Genomic DNA, 17,679 nt, shown 5'->3' on the forward strand with positions numbered 1-17,679 from the left:
TTCACAATCAGGGCGGGAACGGAGCTTCCCCAGGCGGGCACTTGTACATCGATCGAATCGAGGGGAGACCCTAATGAATTACAACTGGGACTGGGGCGTGTTCTTCAAGTCCACCGGCGTGGGCAGCGAGACCTATCTCGACTGGTTCATTTCCGGTCTGGGCTGGACCATTGCCATCGCCATCGTGGCCTGGATCATCGCCCTGCTGCTCGGCTCGCTGCTGGGCATCATGCGCACCGTGCCAAACCGCATCGTGTCGGGCATCGCGACCTGCTACGTCGAGCTGTTCCGTAACGTGCCGCTGCTGGTTCAGCTGTTCATCTGGTACTTCCTGGTGCCCGATCTGCTGCCGCCGGATCTGCAGGAGTGGTACAAGCAGGACCTGAACCCGACCACCTCGGCTTACCTGAGCGTCGTCGTGTGCCTGGGCCTGTTCACCGCCGCCCGTGTCTGCGAACAGGTTCGCACCGGTATCCAGGCGCTGCCACGCGGCCAGGAATCCGCCGCTCGCGCCATGGGTTTCAAGCTGCCGCAGATCTACTGGAACGTGCTGCTGCCCCAGGCCTACCGGATCATCATTCCGCCGCTCACCTCGGAATTCCTGAACGTGTTCAAGAACTCCTCCGTGGCGTCCCTGATCGGTCTGATGGAACTGCTGGCGCAAACCAAACAGACCGCCGAATTCTCGGCCAACCTGTTTGAAGCCTTCACCCTGGCGACCCTGATCTATTTCACCCTCAACATGAGCCTGATGCTGCTGATGCGCATGGTCGAGAAGAAAGTCGCCGTGCCCGGCCTGATCTCCGTGGGGGGTAAATAATGGAATTCGATTTCAGTGGCATCGTTCCGGCCATTCCCGGCCTGTGGAACGGCATGCTGATGACCCTCAAGCTGATGGCGCTGGGCGTGGTCGGCGGGATCATCCTCGGCACCATCCTCGCGCTGATGCGCCTGTCCCACAGCAAACTGCTGTCGAGCATCGCCGGCGCGTACGTCAACTATTTCCGTTCGATCCCGCTGCTGCTGGTGATCACCTGGTTCTACCTGGCAGTGCCGTTCGTGCTGCGCTGGATCACCGGCGAAGACACCCCGATCGGCGCGTTCACCTCGTGCATCGTGGCGTTCATGATGTTCGAAGCGGCGTACTTCTGCGAAATCGTCCGGGCCGGCGTGCAGTCGATCCCCAAAGGCCAGATGGGCGCGGCGCAGGCACTGGGCATGACCTACGGCCAGATGATGCGCCTGATCATCCTGCCCCAGGCGTTCCGCAAGATGACCCCGCTGCTGCTGCAGCAGAGCATCATCCTGTTCCAGGACACCTCGCTGGTCTACACCGTGGGTCTGGTGGACTTCCTCAACGCCTCGCGCGCCAGTGGCGACATCATTGGCCGCTCGAATGAGTTCCTGATCTTCGCAGGTCTCGTGTACTTCACCATCAGCTTTGCCGCCTCGGTGCTGGTCAAGCGTCTGCAAAAAAGGTTCGCCGTATGATCTCTATCAAGAACATCAACAAGTGGTATGGGGACTTCCAGGTGCTGACCGATTGCAGCACCGAGGTCAAAAAGGGTGAAGTGATCGTGGTCTGCGGTCCGTCCGGTTCGGGCAAGTCGACCCTGATCAAGTGCGTCAACGCGCTGGAGCCGTTCCAGAAAGGCGACATCGTGGTCGACGGCACGTCGATTGCCGATCCGAAGACCAACCTGCCGAAACTGCGCTCGCGCGTCGGCATGGTGTTCCAGCATTTCGAACTGTTCCCGCACCTGACCATCACCGAAAACCTGACCATCGCGCAGATCAAGGTGCTGGGCCGCAGCAAGGAAGAGGCGACCAAGAAGGGCCTGCAACTGCTCGAGCGCGTCGGCCTGTCGGCTCACGCCCACAAGCACCCCGGCCAACTGTCCGGTGGTCAGCAACAGCGTGTGGCGATCGCCCGTGCGCTGGCGATGGACCCGATCGTCATGCTGTTCGACGAACCGACCTCGGCGCTGGACCCGGAAATGGTCAACGAAGTGCTCGACGTGATGGTGCAACTGGCCCACGAAGGCATGACCATGATGTGCGTGACCCACGAAATGGGCTTCGCCCGTAAAGTGGCCGACCGTGTGATCTTCATGGACGCCGGCAAGATCATCGAAGACTGCAAGAAAGAAGAGTTCTTTGGCGACATCAGCCAACGCTCCGAACGCGCGCAGCATTTCCTCGAGAAAATCCTGCAGCACTAAAAACGGCTGCATTCCCCGACATCCTCTGTCGGGGAATGCAGGTGGTTGACCCAAGGCATCTGTGATGAAATGCGACCCCACTCTCTATCGCGCCACGCCGCCATCACTTGCCGTGAAACCCCGTCTGATCCGCCACCTGTTCCTGCCGCCGCTGGTCATCGCCCTGATGATCGGACTGGGTTACATCGGCTTCTGGACCAGCGAACATTTCGGCATCCGCAGCCTCGGCGAAAACGGCCAGCGCCAGCTGGAACTGCACGCCCGCGCGGTCGAAAGCGAGATCAGCAAATACACCTACCTGCCCAGCCTGCTGGAACTCGAATCGAGCGTTTCGCAGTTGCTGGACGACCCTACTCCGGAACACCGGCAAACGGTCAACGATTACCTTGAAGGCCTGAACCGACGCAGTCGCAGTCGGGCCATCTACGTCATGGACACCACCGGCCGCGTCATGGCCACCAGCAACTGGCGCGACGTCGACAGCTACCTCGGTGAAGACCTGTCGTTCCGCGCCTACTTCCAGAATGCCATTCGCGGCCAGCCCGGACGTTTCTACGGGATCGGCAGCACCAACGGCGAACCCGGTTATTACCTGGCCCACGGCCTCGAAGAACACGGCAAGATCATCGGCGTCGCGGTGGTCAAGGTGCGCCTGGAAGCCTTGGAAGAACGCTGGCAACGGGCGCGCCTCGAAGCCTTCGTCAGCGATGAAAACGGCATCATCATTCTCTCCAGCGATCCGGCCCGGCGCCTGAAATCGGTGATACCGCTGAGCGACGAGACCAAGGAAAAACTCGCCCGCAGCCTGCAGTACTACTGGTTCCCGTTGAACGAGCTGCAACCGCTGGCCCGCGAAACCCTGTCCGAAGGCGTGGAAAAACTCACTTTCCCGGCCAACAGCGAAGTGCCGAGCCAACAGGATGGCGATGAGGAAAACATCAGCTATCTGGCGCAAACCCGACCGCTGAGCGATACCCCGTGGAATTTCACTCTGCTCACGCCGTTGCAGGATCTGCGGCGCGAGGCGATCAATCAGGGAATTCTGGTGGCAGTCGCCTTTGCGCTCGTGGCATTCCTGCTGATCGCCTGGAACGAACGGCGCAAGGTCATCGCCACCCGCCTCGCCGCCCGTGAAGCCCTGCAGGAAGCCAACAACCAGCTGGAGCGTCGGATTACCGAACGCACCGCCGACCTGCGCGCCAGCAACGACCGGCTCAAGAGCCAGATCCGCGAACGGCGTCAGGCCGAAGAGACCTTGCGCCGCGCCCAGGACGAACTGGTGCAGGCCGGCAAACTCGCGGCCATCGGCCAGATGTCCACCAGCATCGCCCACGAATTGAACCAGCCGCTGGCGGCGATGCGCACACTGTCGGGCAACACCATCCGCTTCCTTGAACGCGGCCAGCTCGATGTCGCCAGCACCAACCTCAAGACCATCAACGACCTGATCGACCGCATGGGCCGGATCACCGCCAGCCTGCGCTCCTTCGCCCGGCGCGGTGACGACAAGGGTCGCGCCAGCCTTGGCAAAGCGGTGGATGCCGCGCTGCAAGTGCTCGGCGCCCGCGTCGAAAGTGCCTCCCTGCAACTGCATCGCCAGTTCGACGACGTGCAGGTGCAGATCGACCAGACGCGCCTGGAACAGATTCTGGTCAACCTGATCGGCAACGCCCTCGACGCCATGCAGGCGCAACCGCTGCCGGAGCTGTGGCTGGAAGGCGAAGAATTCAACGGCAAATATCGCCTGCGGGTGCGCGACAACGGTCACGGCATCGACGCCGAAGCGCGCAAGCACCTGTTCGAACCGTTCTTCACCACCAAGCCCGGCGAACAGGGCCTGGGCCTCGGCCTGACCCTGTCGGCCAGCCTCGCCGCCGCCACCGGCGGCCATTTGGGTGTCGAGCACCCGGCCAGCGGTGGTACCACCTTCGTCCTCAGTTTACCGTTGGTAAGCCCTATTCCTGCCGAGCCAATATGAACAACGACCTTAGTGTGCTGATCGTCGAAGACGATCCCCATGTGCTGCTCGGCTGCCAGCAGGCGCTGACCCTCGAAGACATCCCGTGCATCGGCGTGGGCAGTGCCGAAGAGGCGCTGGAACAGGTCGGCGACAACTTCGCCGGAATCGTCATCAGCGACATTCGCCTGCCCGGCATCGACGGCCTGGAACTGCTGACCCGGCTCAAGCAACGCGACCGCAGCCTGCCGGTGGTGCTGATCACCGGACACGGCGACATCTCCATGGCCGTCGGCGCGATGCAGAAAGGCGCCTACGACTTCATGGAAAAACCGTTCTCCCCCGAACGCCTGGTCGATGTGGCCCGCCGCGCGCTGGAGCAACGCAGCCTGAATCGCGAAGTCTCGTCCCTGCGCCGGCAACTGGCCGAACGCGATTCCCTTGAAGGGCGGATCATCGGCCGTTCGCCGGCCATGCAGAACCTGCGCGAGCTGATCGCCAACGTCGCCGACACCTCAGCCAACGTGCTGATCGAAGGCGAAACCGGCACCGGCAAAGAACTGGTCGCCCGTTGTCTGCATGATTTCAGCCGCCGCCACACCAAACAATTTGTCGCGCTGAACTGCGGCGGGCTGCCGGAAAACCTGTTTGAAAGCGAAATCTTCGGCCACGAAGCCAACGCCTTCACCGGCGCCGGCAAGCGGCGGATCGGCAAGATCGAACACGCCGACGGCGGCACGCTGTTCCTCGACGAAGTGGAAAGCATGCCGTTGCCACTGCAGATCAAGCTGCTGCGGGTATTGCAGGAACGCACCCTCGAACGCCTCGGCTCGAACCAGAGCGTGGCGGTGGATTGCCGGGTGATCGCGGCCACCAAATCCGACCTCGACGAATCGAGCAAGGCCGGGGAATTCCGCAGCGACTTGTACTACCGCCTCAACGTGGTGACGCTGGAACTGCCGCCCCTGCGCGAGCGCCGCGAAGACATCCTGCAACTGTTCGAACACTTCACCCAGCAATCGGCCCTGCGTTTCGACCGCGCGCTGCCGGAGCTGGACAACCAGACCCTGTCGAGCCTGATGAGCCACGACTGGCCGGGCAACGTGCGCGAACTGCGCAACGTCGCCGAACGTTTTGCCCTCGGTCTGCCGGCGTTCAAGAAAACCGGCGCGGGTAGTGCAGGCCAGGGCCTGGCCTTCGCCGAAGCGGTGGAAGCGTTCGAACGCAACCTGCTCAGCGACGCCCTGCAACGCAGCGGCGGCAACCTGACTCAGGCCAGCCTGGAACTGGGCATGGCCAAGACCACGCTGTTCGACAAAGTGAAAAAATACGGCCTGAGCCATTAAGCGAGAACGACGTGGATCTGATTTTCAAGGCAATGCTCGGTGCGGCAGTGGTGGTGATCCTCGCCATGCTGGCCAAGACCAAAAACTACTACATCGCAGGTCTGGTGCCGCTGTTCCCGACCTTCGCCCTGATTGCCCATTACATCGTCGGCAAGGGCCGTTCGATCGACGACCTGAAGACCACCATCGTTTTCGGCATGTGGTCAATCATTCCGTACTTCGTTTATCTGGCGACGCTGTACGTGATGGTCGACCGCATGCGCCTCGAAGCTTCGCTGGCGGTCGCGGCAGTTGCGTGGCTGATGGCCGCGACGGTGCTGGTGTCGGTGTGGGTGCGGCTTCACGCCTGAGTCAGAGCAGGTTGTGTTCCGCCACCGGTTCGATCTGCGCCCAGTGCGACGTGTCTTCGCGATGCTCGCGCAGGTACGGCAACACCGCCGCCAGCAACGGCTCCTTGAATGCCTCCTGAAAGCGGTGCGCCAGCCCCGGAATCAGCCGCAGCTGACTGCCGCGAATGTGCGCCGCCAGGTGCACGCCGTGCATCACCGGCAATAACGGATCGGCCGTGCCATGCACCACCAGCGTCGGGACGCGCAGTTGATTGAGCAACGCCACCCGGCTCGGTTCGGCGAGGATCGCCATGATCTGGCGCTTCACGCCTTCGGGATTGAACGCCCGGTCATAGGACAGCGCCGCTTGATGCAGCAATGCCTGCCGATCATCGCTGACTGAAGGGCTGCCCAACGCTGCAAGCAGATCAGCCTGTTGCTCCAGCGCGATCTGGCGATTGGGAGCGCCACGCCGTGACAACAATTGCACCAACGCCGCACTCGGCGCCGGCAGGCCTTCGGCGCCGGAGCTGGTCATGATCAGCGTCAGGCTCTCGACCCGTTGCGGCGCCATCGCCGCCATGTGCTGGGCGATCATCCCGCCCATGCTCGCGCCGAGCACGTGGAATTGCTCGACGTGCAACGCGTCCATCAGGCCCAGCGCATCGTCGGCCATGTCGGTCAGGCTGTAAGGCGCCGCCACCGGCAGGCCGAGTTTGTAGCGCAGCACCTCAAAGGTCAGGTTGGCTTCCACCGGCGTCTGGCGCCAGGTCGACAGACCGACATCGCGGTTGTCATAACGGATCACCCGAAAACCCTGCTGACACAGCGCAACCACCACTTCGTCCGGCCAGTGGATCAACTGCCCGCCCAGGCCCATCACCAGCAACAGCGCCGGATCCGACGCACGGCCGATGCTCTGGTACGCCAGGCTCACCTGCTCCAGATCGACCCGCTCGGTCGGTACATTGACGTCGCAACGCGACGCCGCATAAGACGCCGGAACGAAAAAAACCGCGGCCAACAGCGCCGCGATTGCAAAAAATCCCTTGAACATGAAAAACACCGAAACGCAGAACCCCAGTAGAGCGCGAGTCTGATGAAGTTTGTTCAAGCGCGCTGCCACAGTTCGATGACAGTTTGATGAAGAGTGCCGAGCGGTCGAATCGGCGAAAGTACAGCAGTTGCTTGCGCCACCTGCCATTTGTCGGGACTGTCAGATCTGACAGTCGTTAAAAAGCTGCCTTCAGCACAGCATGCATTGACGGCCGACAGGCGGCCATCAATGCATCAGGGAGGCAATATGAGCACTAACCTCGTGCCAAACGGCGATTTCGAATCAGGTAAATTTGCGCCATGGATCGCACAGACTCTTCAGGGCAAAGCCAACGTAGTCAATCACAACTTCAGTTTCCAGGCGCAACTGCAGCCTGGAGTGGATAACGGCATCTTGCTCTATACCCAGTTCAATGCTCCCTCCGGGTCATTTGTCCTGAGTTTCACTGCGTCCGCTCCCACCGCTCAGTACTTCCTGCCTCCATTTGATTACGTTACGCACGCGTTTTTTGTTTTCATCATCTCGGGCTTCGACAATGGCGGCGAAATAGTCCAGACGGATTTTGGTCTGGCGCCACTGCAACCCACGGAGAAAGTCTTTAACTACAGCGGCAACATGCCGGCCAGCACTGCAAGGGTCGAAGTTCGATTCTCGGGCCCCTCCGATCCTTACAAGAACAAGGGTTCGCTTTACATCGACAATGTGAATTACGCACCGGGGCAGACTCTCCCCCAACGCTGGAGTTGAACGAAAAAAACCGCTGAATGCAGAGCCTCAGCGGCTTTTTCGGTGTATGCCGGTTTTCGACGTATTACGCCAACTGACTGCGCAACTGCCGCGCCGCCGCGACCATGTTCACCAGCGCCGCCTCGGTCTCCGGCCACGCGCGGGTCTTCAGGCCGCAATCGGGGTTGACCCACAGGCGCTGCGCCGGGATGCGCTTCACGGCTTTGCTCATCAACTTGACCATCTCAGCGGTGTCCGGCACGCGCGGCGAGTGGATGTCGTAGACGCCCGGACCGATGTCGTTCGGGTAGTCGAACGCTTCGAAGGCTTCGAGCAATTCCATGTCCGAGCGCGAGGTTTCGATGGTGATGACGTCGGCGTCCATGTCGGCGATCGCCTTGATCACGTCATTGAATTCGCTGTAGCACATGTGGGTGTGAATCTGGGTTTCATCCTTCACGCCCGAGGCTGTCAGGCGGAACGCTTCCACCGCCCAGTCGAGGTATTCCTGCCATTGTTCACGGCGCAATGGCAGGCCTTCGCGGAACGCGGCTTCGTCGATCTGCACGATTTTGATTCCGGCGTTTTCCAGATCCACCACTTCGTCACGCAGGGCCAGCGCCAGTTGTTGCGCCTGGACTTTGCGCGACACGTCTTCACGGGGGAACGACCACATCAGCATGGTCACCGGGCCTGTCAGCATGCCTTTCATGACCTTGTCGGTCAGGCTCTGGGCGTAGGTGATCCAGTCCACGGTCATGGCGTTAGGACGGGACAGATCGCCATAAATCACCGCCGGTTTCACGCAGCGGGAACCGTAGCTCTGGACCCAGCCGAAGCGGGTAAACAGGTAGCCGTCGAGCTGCTCGGCGAAGTACTCGACCATGTCGTTGCGCTCGGCTTCACCGTGCACCAGCACGTCCAGTCCCAGACGTTCCTGCACCTGTACCGCGTGGCGGATTTCGCTGCGCATGGCGTCGTGGTAATCGTTGGCCGACAGCTTGCCCTGCTTGAACGCCTGACGGGCCAGACGGATCGAGCCGGTCTGCGGAAACGAACCGATGGTGGTGGTCGGGAACGTCGGCAATTTCAAACGCGCTTGCTGTGCGGCGATTCGTTTGGCAAACGGCGAATGACGCTGACTGTCACTGGCGTTGATCGCATCGATCCGCGCCTGCACGGCGGCCTTGTGAATACGCGGCGAGCGGTCGCGGCTTTCTTGAATGGCACGGCTTTCGGCCAGCGCGCTTTGCACTTTCGGCGCTTGCGGGTCGTTCAGCGCATCACGCAAAACCGAGATTTCGCTGCACTTCTGCACAGCGAATGCCAGCCAGCTTTTCAGTTCCGGATCGAGCTTGTCTTCACGCTCGACATCCACCGGACTGTGCAGCAACGAGCAGGAACTGCTGACCCACAGGTTATCGCCAAAACGCTCCTGCGCCGGTTGCAGTTGTGCCAGCGCCTGCTCCAGTTCGCAGCGCCAGACGTTACGACCGTTGACCAGACCGACCGAAAGAATCTTGTAGGTCGGCAGGCGATCCAGCACCTGACCGAGCTGATCGGGCGCACGCACCGCATCGATGTGCAGACCTTGCACCGGCAAGCCGACGGCCAGGCCGAGGTTGTCTTGCAGACCGCTGAAATAGGTCGCCACCAGTTTCTTCAGCGGCGAATACTGAAGGATGTGATAGGCGCGTTCGAAGGCGCTTTTCCAGGCTTGCGGCAGGTCGAGGGTGAGGATCGGCTCGTCGATCTGCACCCACTCCACGCCTTGTTCGGCGAGGCGACCAAGGATTTCGTTGTACACCGGCAGCAGGCGCTCAAGCAGATCAAGCTTGTCGAAGTCGTTGCCCTTCGCCTTGCCCAGCCACAGGTAAGTCAGCGGGCCGATGATCACCGGTTTGACGTTGTGACCGAGGGCCTTGGCTTCTTCGACTTCATCGAACAGCTGTTCCCAGCTCAGCTTGAATTGCTGGTCTGCGCTGAATTCCGGGACCAGGTAGTGGTAGTTGGTGTCGAACCACTTGGTCAGCTCTTGTGCGTACTGAGTCTTGCCGTGCTCGCCGCCGCAGCAGGACGACGTGGCGCCACGGGCCATGGCAAACAGCGTGTCGAGGGTCGGCAGGCCGCGCTCGTCACGCACACCGTCGAAGCGCTCGGGGATCACACCGAAGGTCAGCGAGTGGGTCAGCACCTGGTCGTACCAGGCGAAGTCGCCGACCGGCAGCAGGTCGATGCCGGCGTCCTTCTGCAGTTGCCAGTGCTTGGCGCGCAGCTCACGGCCAACCTGATTCAGGGCGGCCTGATCGAGATCGCCTTTCCAACAGGCTTCGAGGGCTTTTTTCAGTTCGCGGTCGGCGCCGATGCGCGGGAAACCCAGGGTGTGTGCCACGGCCATGTCGAGTGTTCTCCATTGCGTAAAAGATGGCGCCATTGTCGACAGCCAGGGCAACATGAGACAAACTCAACCTTTTCGTGTTGATCACAAATTTTCCTCATGGAGCCTGTGGTGCTTGAAATCCGTCACCTGAAAACCCTGCATGCCCTGCGCGAAGCCGACAGCCTGGTCGATGCAGCCGACCGCTTGCACCTGACCCAGTCGGCGCTGTCCCACCAGTTCAAGGAACTGGAAGAGCGCATGGGCATGCCGTTGTTCGTGCGCAAGACCAAACCGGTGCGCTTCACCAGCGCCGGCCTGCGCCTGCTGCAACTGGCCGACGCGACCCTGCCGCTGCTGCGCGCCGCCGAGCGTGATATCGGGCGTCTGGCCGGTGGCACCGCCGGGCGTCTGCACATGGCCATCGAATGCCACAGCTGCTTCCAGTGGCTGATGCCGACCATCGACCAATTCCGCGATGCGTGGCCGGAAGTCGAACTCGACCTCGCTTCGGGTTTCTCGTTTGCCCCGCTGCCGGCGCTGGCCCGGGGTGATCTGGATCTGGTGGTGACGTCCGACCCGCTGGAAATCGCCGGCATCACCTACGTGCCGCTGTTCACCTACGAAGCCATGCTCGCGGTCGCCAATCAGCACGCGCTGGCAAGCAAACCGTACATCGTTCCCGAAGACCTGCTGACCGAAACCCTGATCACCTACCCGGTCGAACGCGATCGGCTGGACATCTTCACCCGCTTCCTCGAACCGGCCGACATCGAACCGGCGCAGGTACGCACCTCAGAGCTGACGGTGATGATGATGCAACTGGTGGCCAGCGGCCGTGGCGTGTGCGGCATGCCGCACTGGGCGCTGCATGAATACAGCTCGCGCGGTTACGTGAAGGGCAAGCGGCTGGGTGAGAAAGGTCTGTTTGCGACGCTGTACGCGGCAATCCGCGCCGACATGCTGGACGCGCCGTACATGCGCGACTTCCTGCTGACGGCCAAGGACACTTCGTTCTCGACGCTGGATGGGGTCAGCGCGGTTCGTTGAGGCTGGCGGTTGGCACGAAAGGCGGGCACCACATATGGATCTTGTCGAAATAGTCCTCGCCGACCCGCACCGCCATCGGCTCCAGGCCGAACTGAATGAAGCCGCAGCGCTGGTACAGATGAAACGCCGCGTCATTGCCGGCGGTGACGGTCAATTGAATGACTTTCAGCGCCGGATGCTGCTGCGCTTCACCCAGCACCGCCTCCATCAATTTCAGCCCCAGCCCGCGCTGGCGAAACTCCGCCGACACATACATGCCGAATACCGTTGCCTTGTGCTGGGCCTTTTCCCGAGGCTCGAACGCCAGGCCGACGATGCCCGCCAGCCGGCCGTCTTCGAACGCGCCGAACACCGCGTCGAGCTTGCTGGTCAGGCGTGACTCCCACCAGCTCAGCGGCATCACCGCGCGCTCGCGCACACTGGAAGTGAACGCCTGCGGATGCCGGTCATAGGCTTCCAGCATCAGTTCGCGATAGGCCAGCGCATGGCTGGCGTCCAGCCGTTCGATCCACATGTCAGGCGGCCTTGCGCTGTTCAAGCATCAGCCGCACGGCCAGGCCGCCCAGCACAAACCCCATGAAATAACGCTGCGCCGCCAGCCAGGTCGGGTTGTTGACGAACCACGACGCGATGCCCGCTGCGAACAGCGCGATCAACAGGTTGACGCAGAAGCTGACGCTGATCTGGGTCAGGCCCAGGATGATGCTCTGGGTGAACACCGAGCCGTGCTCTGGCGAAATGAATTGCGGAAATACCGAGAGGTAAAACACCGCGATTTTCGGGTTCAGCGCGCTGGTGAGAAAACCCATGGTGACCAGTTTGCGCGAAGAATCCGCCGGCAATTGTTGCGCCTCGAACGGCGAACGGGCGCCGGGTTTCACCGCCTGCCAGGCCAGCCAGAGCAGGTACAGCGCACCGGCCCACTTCAACACTTCATAGGCCATCGGCACCGCGAGAAACACCGCGGTCAAACCGGCGGCCGCCGCGAACAGGTGCACGAAGAACCCCGCCACCACGCCGAGCAGCGAGGTCACCCCGGCGCGGCGTCCCTGGCAGATCGACCGCGAGATCAGGTAGATCATGTTCGGCCCCGGCGTCAGTACCATCAGCAGTGCAGCGGCGGCAAAAATCAGCAGGTCTGGAAGCGGGATCATGACGAAGTCCTTTGTACGAATGATCAGGCGATCGCGGTCAGCGAGGCTCGATAAAACGGCAGGATCAGGTCACGTGTCAATGGGGCGAGAACCACATCGCCGTCAGTAGCCGGGTCGATCCAGATCACCTCTTCGATCTCGGCGGCCGGAGACACTTTGGCGTCGATGGTCAGCTGAAAGATCTCGGCCTGCACGACGAATCCCGGCTCGTTGGCGGCGGGTGCCGAGAACTGGCCGAGAAAGCTCGCCTGCGCCGGATCGATCACCAGCCCCAGCTCTTCTTCCAGCTCACGGGCCAATGCATGCACCGGCAGTTCATGAGGTTCGATCTTGCCGCCCGGTTGCATGAACGCCGTGGTGCCGCGCTTGCGCACCAGCAGGGTCTGGCCGTCGGGGTTGAGCAGCAGCGCGGCGGCGATGCGGATCGTGGAGTTATTTGCGGTCGACATGAACGGAAAGCCTTTGACTCAAAAAACGGCAAGCATCACACGCCTGCCATTTGTGAGCAAAGACTCTGCCGGAACCTCAGGTCGCTTCCTGGAAATCCATCTCCGGCGGCTGCCGGCGGAAACCACCCGTGAGCACCGCCAGGTACACCACGCCAATCGCCAGCCAGCTCAGGCCCAGATACACCGCCAGGTGATCGAGGCTGACCATCAGCCACAAGTCCGCTGCCAGGCCGATGAACGGAAAGATCAGGAACAGGATCAACTCGCGCAGGCCCTTTTTCTCGCCGCCGATCCAGTAGTGAAAAATCACCGACAGGTTGACCAGGCTGAACGCCAGGAATGCGCCGAAGTTGATGAACGAGGTCGAGGTGGTCACGTCGAGTTTCAGCGCCAGCAAAGCCACCACTGCACACAGCAGGATGCTGTTGACCGGCGTACCGAAGCGCTCGTGCAAGGTGCCGAAAAACGACTTGGGCAGCACTCCGTCACGGCCCATCGCAAACAACAGCCGCGAACCGCTGGCCTGCGCCGACAGGCCCGAGGCGAACTGACCGACGATCAGGCCGATCAGGAAGATCGACACGAACAGGTCGCCGCCGATGTTGCGCGCAATTTCGTAGGCCGCCGAGTCGACGCTGTCGAACTGGAACGACGGATGAGCGATCTGCACGAAGTACGACACACCGACAAAAATCAGCCCGCCGATCAGGGTGATCAGCATGCTTGCCCGAGGGATGGTGCGACGTGGATCCCGGGTTTCTTCGGTGAGGGTGCTGACCGCATCGAAACCGAGGAACGAGTAGCAGGCAATCGCGGCGCCGCTCATGATCAGCGGCATCTGCATGTCGCCGTTGAAGAACGGTTTGATCGACCACAACGGCGTGCTGGCATCACCACCGACGTAGTGCACGCACAGTGCGACGAAGGCGACCAGCACCAGAAACTGCACCAGCATCAGCAAGGCGTTGATGCCGTTGGCCAGTTTCAGACCGATGATGTTGATCGCGCTGGTGATGCCGATGAACGCCAGCACCCAGATCCACTGCGGGATCGACGGGAAGGCCGAAGCCAGATAGGCGGCGCCGATCAGCCAGATCGCCATCGGCAGAAACAGATAATCGAGCAGCACCGCCCAACCAGCGATGAAGCCGAGTTTCGGGCTGATGGCCTTGCGCACGTAGCTGTAGGCCGAGCCGGCTACCGGGAACGCGGCGGCCATGCGCCCGTAGCTCATGGCGGTGAAAAACATCGCCACCAATGCCGCCAGATACGCGGCGGGCACCATGCCGGCGGTGGACTGGGCGAGGATGCCGAACGTGCCGAGAACAATGATCGGCGTCATGTAGGCGATGCCGAACAGCACCACCGACCCTAGCGAAAGGGTGCGTTGCAAACGAGCCATGGACGACTTACTCCGGATTTTATTGGATTTATGGCAGAGGCCGAGTTCGGCGAATGTTTCGGGTGTTGCTGATCGTTCCCACGTCGAGGCGTCGAACCGTCCGCGTGGGAATGCCTCAATGGACGCTCTGCGTCCGCTCTTGGGACGCAGAGCGTCCCGGGCTGCATTCCCACGCAGAGCGTGGGAACGATCGGGTACAACGGGTCAAGGGATCAGCAGCTCACGTACTCCCGAGGCGTGTTCAACCACCTCCCCCGGCAACCTCAACCGCTGATCATCCAGATACCGATAATCCTTGCGCGCCAGCTCCAGCTGAGCGAAATCCAGCTCGACACTGAACCGCCCTTCCTCTCGCCCGGCCTCGAACAGCACCGTGCCCAGCGGATCCACCAGCGCGCTGCCACCGGCAAACATCAACCCGTCATCCCCCGCTTCGACACGGTTGACCATCAGCGCAAACGCCTGGTTTTCCTGGCCCCGGGCCATGATCGCGGTGCGATGAGTCGGCCCGTACGGGTCCATGTTGCCGTTGGTCACGATCAACAACTCCGCACCCAGTTGCGCCAGGGCCCGGGCCGATTCCGGGAACTCGATGTCGTAGCAGATCAGCAGACCGACCCGCACACCGTTCCACAGGCAGGTGGCGTAACGGTCGCCCGCCTCGAACACACCGCGATCCGAAGCCCAGAGGTGGGTCTTGCGATACTTCAGGGCGATGCCTTCGGGGGTAATCAGCAGCGTGGTGTTGTAGAAGCGGCCGTTGTCGTTCTCGGCCATGCCGATCACCACGGCGAGGTTGCGTTCACGGGCGGCGGCCTGCACCGCGCTGACGGTCGGGCCGTCCAGCGGCTCGGCGATCTGCGCCACGGTGTCGGCGGTCGGGAAGCCCATCAGGTGGGTCTCGGGGAACACGATCAATTGCGTGTCGGCGGCGCAGGCCGCAATCGCCGCGAGGGCGCGTTCGAGGTTGTACGCCGTGTCTTTGTCACGGCCCGCCAGTTGGGCGAGTTCGACTTTCATGGGTATTCCTTGTTATGAGCACCGGGCGCCGAAAGATTGCCCGGCGGCTGTCTGTGGGCCAGTATGCTTCGCATTCGACCGGCCAGGGAATTACGCGGCCGGGGTAACCCGATAGGGGTAGAGGCATGACTCTTTCGTTTGACGACATCACCTGGCACCGCGCCGTCGGCCAGTTGATCGACGCCCTCGACAAGCCGAATTTCTGGGCGCAACTGGTGCGCCTGCTCGACCAGTACGTGCCGTTCGATAGCTGGGTGGCGTTGCTGTTCAGCGCCGACCGCCACCCGCAGGTGTTCGCCGAATGCCCCGGCGCCGACGGCAGTCCCGATCAGCTGTTTCAGGATTATCTGCGCGGTCTGTACCTGCTCGACCCGTTCTATATCGCCTGCCGCGAGCAGTCGCGCACCGGGTTGTATCGCCTGTCGGAGGTCGCGCCGGAGCACTTCGAACTGACCGAGTATTACCAGCGATACTTTCGTCTGAATGTGGTGGCCGACGAAATCCAGTTCAATTGCCAGCTCGAGGGCGACCGCACGCTGTGCCTGTCGCTGGGCAGCCAGCAGCGCTTCACCGGCGAGCAGATTGCCCTGCTGTCGCTGATCCAGCCGTGGGTGCTCGGCCTGTTGCGCCAGCGCCTTCCCTACGAGATCAACGAAACCGTGGCATTGGCTCCGGCGCCTGTGCAACCGGACTGGCGGGTGCAGCTCGAAGCATCGGTGCAGCAACTCAAGGGCGCGCAACTGACCGCCCGGGAACTGGACGTCGGGCGCCTGATGCTCAGCGGTTGCTCCAGTAAAGAAATCGCCCGTAAGCTGGAAATCTCTGTTGAAACCGTGAAAGTCCATAAGAAACACATGTACAGCAAGCTGGGGATCAAATCCCAGTCGGAGCTGTTTTCGATCTTTCTGCAGGCGCAGAACGCCTGACTGCCGCAAAAAAACCGTCCGAACCAAGGAAACCGTATGAGCCTGTCACTCCTGAGCCGCTACGCCTTCTTTGCCGTCTGCGTGATTTTCACCCTCGCCAGCCTGCCCTTTCTCGAACACGACTGGCTGTGGCCGATCACCGCCGTTACCGGCGTATTGAGCCTGATCGGCCTGTTCGACCTGATGCAGAGCCCGCACGCGGTGCGTCGCAATTATCCGATCCTGGGCAACATCCGTTATCTGGTGGAGGGCATCCGCCCGGAAATCCGCCAGTACCTGCTGGAATCCGACAGCGACGCCCTGCCCTTCTCCCGCGCTCAGCGTTCGCTGGTGTACTCGCGGGCCAAGAACGAAACCGCCGACAAGCCGTTCGGCACCCTGATCGACGTCTATCAATCCGGCTTCGAATTCATCGGCCACTCGATGCGCCCGGCGCCGCTAAGCGACCCGAACAGTTTTCGTGTCACCGTCGGTGGCCCGCAGTGCACCCAGCCGTATTCGGCGTCGGTGTTCAACATCTCGGCCATGAGTTTTGGCTCGCTCAGCGCCAACGCGATCCGCGCACTCAACCAGGGCGCCAAACTCGGCAACTTCGCCCACGACACCGGCGAAGGCAGCATCAGCCCCTATCACCGCGAACACGGCGGCGACCTGACCTGGGAACTGGGCAGCGGCTATTTCGGCTGCCGCACCAGCGACGGCCGTTTCGACCCGGAACGCTTCGCCGCCCAGGCGCAGACCCCGCAAGTGCGGATGATCGAAATCAAGATGAGCCAGGGCGCCAAACCCGGCCACGGCGGGATTCTGCCCAAGCACAAGGTCACCCAGGAAATCGCCGATACGCGTGGAATTCTGATGGGCGAAGACTGCATCTCGCCGTCGCGCCACAGCGCGTTCTCCACGCCGATCGAGATGATGCATTTCATCCAGCAACTGCGTGAACTGTCCAGCGGCAAACCGGTGGGCTTCAAGTTCTGCCTCGGCCATCCGTGGGAGTTCATGGGCATCGCCAAGGCCATGCTGGAAACCGGCATCCTGCCGGACTTCATCGTGGTTGACGGCAAGGAAGGCGGGACCGGCGCCGCACCGGTGGAGTTCACCGACCACATCGGCGTGCCGATGCGCGAAGGTCTGCTGTTCGTGCACAACACCCTGGTCGGCCTGAATCTGCGGGACAAGATCAAGCTCGGCGCCAGCGGCAAGATCGTCAGCGCTTTCGACATCGCCAGCGTGCTGGCCATCGGCGCCGACTGGGCCAACTCGGCGCGCGGCTTCATGTTCGCCATCGGCTGCATCCAGTCGCAAAGCTGCCACACCAACAAATGCCCGACCGGCGTCGCCACCCAGGACACCCTGCGCCAGCGCGCGCTGGTGGTGCCGGACAAGGCCCAGCGGGTCTACAACTTCCACCGCAATACGCTCAAGGCCCTGGCGGAAATGCTCGCCGCCGCCGGCCTCGATCATCCGTCGCAACTGTCGGCCAAGCATCTGGTGCGGCGCATGTCGGCGACCGAGATCAAACTGTTCTCGCAGTTGCACGTGTTCCTGAAGCCAGGGGAATTGCTCACCGGGGAAGTGAACGGCGAGTTCTATTCGCGGATGTGGCAGATGGCGAGGGCGGACAGTTTCGAGCCGCAGGAAATCGCGGCGGCCTAGACTCTGAA

17 protein-coding genes are annotated in these 17,679 nt (G+C 61.9%); 10 read left to right on the forward strand and 7 right to left on the reverse strand.

Translation table 11 applies throughout. The features are described 5' to 3' along the window. Positions 1-73 precede the first annotated feature (73 nt). The 6 genes from ABTV87_RS23470 (at position 74) to ABTV87_RS23495 (ending at position 5,875) form a co-directional block, all read left to right on the forward strand. Positions 74-820, forward strand: a complete 747-nt coding sequence (locus ABTV87_RS23470; protein ID WP_007953174.1) for an amino acid ABC transporter permease — start codon at positions 74-76, stop codon at positions 818-820. Further along, positions 820-1,491, forward strand: a complete 672-nt coding sequence (locus ABTV87_RS23475; RefSeq protein ID WP_007953172.1) for an amino acid ABC transporter permease — start codon at positions 820-822, stop codon at positions 1,489-1,491. Before ABTV87_RS23470 ends, ABTV87_RS23475 begins: the two co-directional genes overlap by 1 nt. Then, positions 1,488-2,222, forward strand: coding sequence for an amino acid ABC transporter ATP-binding protein (locus tag ABTV87_RS23480; protein ID WP_007953170.1), 735 nt, complete (start codon positions 1,488-1,490; stop codon positions 2,220-2,222). Before ABTV87_RS23475 ends, ABTV87_RS23480 begins: the two co-directional genes overlap by 4 nt. Positions 2,223-2,286: 64 nt before the next feature. Next, positions 2,287-4,200: a sensor histidine kinase gene (locus ABTV87_RS23485; RefSeq protein ID WP_258712261.1), complete on the forward strand. Its 1,914-nt coding sequence runs from the start codon at positions 2,287-2,289 to the stop codon at positions 4,198-4,200. Positions 4,201-4,244: 44 nt separating this feature from the next. Then, positions 4,245-5,525: a sigma-54-dependent transcriptional regulator gene (locus ABTV87_RS23490; protein ID WP_230737752.1), complete on the forward strand. Its 1,281-nt coding sequence runs from the start codon at positions 4,245-4,247 to the stop codon at positions 5,523-5,525. A gap of 20 nt (positions 5,526-5,545) precedes the next feature. Further along, on the forward strand, positions 5,546-5,875 hold the full coding sequence (locus ABTV87_RS23495; RefSeq protein ID WP_162831789.1) for a GlpM family protein: 330 nt from the start codon (positions 5,546-5,548) through the stop codon (positions 5,873-5,875). A gap of 1 nt (position 5,876) precedes the next feature. On the opposite strand, the gene ABTV87_RS23500 is transcribed toward ABTV87_RS23495, so the two are convergent. Next, positions 5,877-6,911: an alpha/beta fold hydrolase gene (locus tag ABTV87_RS23500; protein WP_085606772.1), complete on the reverse strand. Its 1,035-nt coding sequence runs from the start codon at positions 6,909-6,911 to the stop codon at positions 5,877-5,879. Positions 6,912-7,157: 246 nt separating this feature from the next. On the opposite strand from ABTV87_RS23500, the gene ABTV87_RS23505 reads away from it, so the two are divergent. Beyond that, positions 7,158-7,658: a hypothetical protein gene (locus tag ABTV87_RS23505; protein ID WP_085606774.1), complete on the forward strand. Its 501-nt coding sequence runs from the start codon at positions 7,158-7,160 to the stop codon at positions 7,656-7,658. Positions 7,659-7,722: 64 nt separating this feature from the next. On the opposite strand, the gene metE is transcribed toward ABTV87_RS23505, so the two are convergent. Further along, on the reverse strand, positions 7,723-10,035 hold the full coding sequence (gene metE, locus ABTV87_RS23510; RefSeq protein WP_433898445.1) for a 5-methyltetrahydropteroyltriglutamate--homocysteine S-methyltransferase: 2,313 nt from the start codon (positions 10,033-10,035) through the stop codon (positions 7,723-7,725). Positions 10,036-10,146: 111 nt separating this feature from the next. Here metE and metR point away from each other — a divergent pair, with 111 nt between their 5' ends. Then, a complete protein-coding gene (metR, locus tag ABTV87_RS23515; RefSeq protein ID WP_007953158.1) occupies positions 10,147-11,064 on the forward strand; it encodes a transcriptional regulator MetR in 918 nt (305 codons plus the stop codon). On the opposite strand, the gene ABTV87_RS23520 is transcribed toward metR, so the two are convergent. The 5 genes from ABTV87_RS23520 to ABTV87_RS23540 form a co-directional block, all read right to left on the reverse strand. Next, positions 11,048-11,578, reverse strand: coding sequence for a GNAT family N-acetyltransferase (locus ABTV87_RS23520; protein ID WP_221533544.1), 531 nt, complete (start codon positions 11,576-11,578; stop codon positions 11,048-11,050). The genes metR and ABTV87_RS23520 overlap by 17 nt on opposite strands. Before the next feature lies 1 nt (position 11,579). Beyond that, a complete protein-coding gene (locus ABTV87_RS23525) occupies positions 11,580-12,218 on the reverse strand; it encodes a LysE family translocator (protein WP_007953155.1) in 639 nt (212 codons plus the stop codon). Positions 12,219-12,241: 23 nt separating this feature from the next. Then, entirely contained in the window at positions 12,242-12,667 is a 426-nt protein-coding gene (locus ABTV87_RS23530; protein ID WP_375747821.1) for an NUDIX hydrolase, read from the reverse strand. Between the two features lie 76 nt (positions 12,668-12,743). After that, entirely contained in the window at positions 12,744-14,069 is a 1,326-nt protein-coding gene (locus ABTV87_RS23535) for an APC family permease (protein ID WP_433898446.1), read from the reverse strand. A 204-nt stretch (positions 14,070-14,273) separates the two neighbouring features. After that, entirely contained in the window at positions 14,274-15,089 is an 816-nt protein-coding gene (locus tag ABTV87_RS23540; RefSeq protein ID WP_433898447.1) for a carbon-nitrogen hydrolase family protein, read from the reverse strand. Between the two features lie 125 nt (positions 15,090-15,214). Between ABTV87_RS23540 and ABTV87_RS23545 the strand changes: the two genes are divergently transcribed. Both ABTV87_RS23545 and ABTV87_RS23550 read left to right on the forward strand, forming a co-directional pair. Beyond that, a complete protein-coding gene (locus ABTV87_RS23545) occupies positions 15,215-16,015 on the forward strand; it encodes a response regulator transcription factor (protein WP_433898448.1) in 801 nt (266 codons plus the stop codon). Positions 16,016-16,051: 36 nt separating this feature from the next. Next, positions 16,052-17,671: an FMN-binding glutamate synthase family protein gene (locus ABTV87_RS23550; RefSeq protein WP_433898449.1), complete on the forward strand. Its 1,620-nt coding sequence runs from the start codon at positions 16,052-16,054 to the stop codon at positions 17,669-17,671. Positions 17,672-17,679: the final 8 nt, after the last annotated feature.

It is taken from the genome of Pseudomonas sp. PSE1(2024), assembly GCF_050990555.1.
Classification (GTDB): domain Bacteria; phylum Pseudomonadota; class Gammaproteobacteria; order Pseudomonadales; family Pseudomonadaceae; genus Aquipseudomonas; species Aquipseudomonas aphyarum.